The organism is Halomonas sp. DP1Y21-3 (genome assembly GCF_019801245.1).
Taxonomy (GTDB): Bacteria; Pseudomonadota; Gammaproteobacteria; order Pseudomonadales; family Halomonadaceae; genus Halomonas; species Halomonas litopenaei.
Map to the genome: position 1 here is coordinate 1 of NZ_JAHVJM010000011.1, position 1,739 is coordinate 1,739.

Below are 1,739 nucleotides of genomic sequence, written 5' to 3' on the forward strand. Positions count from 1 at the left end.
AGCTCTTTAAAAATTGATCAGGTAATTCATGTGGGCGCTTGCCGATGAGTCAGTGACACTGTCACTGAAATATCAAGGCAAGCGACTCGTCAAACGAGACGTTTGAACCTTGAGCCAAGTTTGGTCCGCTTAACGGACTATCAGACTTTAAACTGAAGAGTTTGATCATGGCTCAGATTGAACGCTGGCGGCAGGCCTAACACATGCAAGTCGAGCGGAAACGATCCTAGCTTGCTAGGAGGCGTCGAGCGGCGGACGGGTGAGTAATGCATAGGAATCTGCCCGGTAGTGGGGGATAACCTGGGGAAACCCAGGCTAATACCGCATACGCCCTACGGGGGAAAGCAGGGGATCTTCGGACCTTGCGCTATCGGATGAGCCTATGTCGGATTAGCTAGTTGGTGAGGTAACGGCTCACCAAGGCTGCGATCCGTAGCTGGTCTGAGAGGATGATCAGCCACATCGGGACTGAGACACGGCCCGAACTCCTACGGGAGGCAGCAGTGGGGAATATTGGACAATGGGCGAAAGCCTGATCCAGCCATGCCGCGTGTGTGAAGAAGGCCTTCGGGTTGTAAAGCACTTTCAGTGAGGAAGAAAGCCTTGAGGTTAATACCCTCGAGGGAGGACATCACTCACAGAAGAAGCACCGGCTAACTCCGTGCCAGCAGCCGCGGTAATACGGAGGGTGCGAGCGTTAATCGGAATTACTGGGCGTAAAGCGCGCGTAGGCGGCTTGATAAGCCGGTTGTGAAAGCCCCGGGCTCAACCTGGGAACGGCATCCGGAACTGTCAGGCTAGAGTGCAGGAGAGGAAGGTAGAATTCCCGGTGTAGCGGTGAAATGCGTAGAGATCGGGAGGAATACCAGTGGCGAAGGCGGCCTTCTGGACTGACACTGACGCTGAGGTGCGAAAGCGTGGGTAGCAAACAGGATTAGATACCCTGGTAGTCCACGCCGTAAACGATGTCGACTAGCCGTTGGGCTCCTTGAGAGCTTTGTGGCGCAGTTAACGCGATAAGTCGACCGCCTGGGGAGTACGGCCGCAAGGTTAAAACTCAAATGAATTGACGGGGGCCCGCACAAGCGGTGGAGCATGTGGTTTAATTCGATGCAACGCGAAGAACCTTACCTACCCTTGACATCGAGAGAACTTTCCAGAGATGGATTGGTGCCTTCGGGAACTCTCAGACAGGTGCTGCATGGCTGTCGTCAGCTCGTGTTGTGAAATGTTGGGTTAAGTCCCGTAACGAGCGCAACCCTTGTCCCTATTTGCCAGCGATTCGGTCGGGAACTCTAGGGAGACTGCCGGTGACAAACCGGAGGAAGGTGGGGACGACGTCAAGTCATCATGGCCCTTACGGGTAGGGCTACACACGTGCTACAATGGCCGGTACAATGGGTTGCGAATCCGCGAGGTGGAGCTAATCCCATAAAGCCGGTCTCAGTCCGGATCGGAGTCTGCAACTCGACTCCGTGAAGTCGGAATCGCTAGTAATCGTGAATCAGAATGTCACGGTGAATACGTTCCCGGGCCTTGTACACACCGCCCGTCACACCATGGGAGTGGACTGCACCAGAAGTGGTTAGCCTAACTTCGGAGGGCGATCACCACGGTGTGGTTCATGACTGGGGTGAAGTCGTAACAAGGTAGCCGTAGGGGAACCTGCGGCTGGATCACCTCCTTAAACGACACGTCATCTGACTGTCGGTAAGTGCTCACAATGAATTACCTGATCA

1 rRNA gene is annotated in these 1,739 nt (G+C 54.6%); it reads left to right on the plus strand.

Going from position 1 to position 1,739, the window contains the following annotated elements:
* Positions 1 to 149: 149 nt before the first annotated feature.
* A 16S ribosomal RNA gene (locus tag KUV74_RS20675) occupies positions 150 to 1,687 on the plus strand.
* The last annotated feature ends 52 nt before the right edge of the window (positions 1,688 to 1,739 follow it).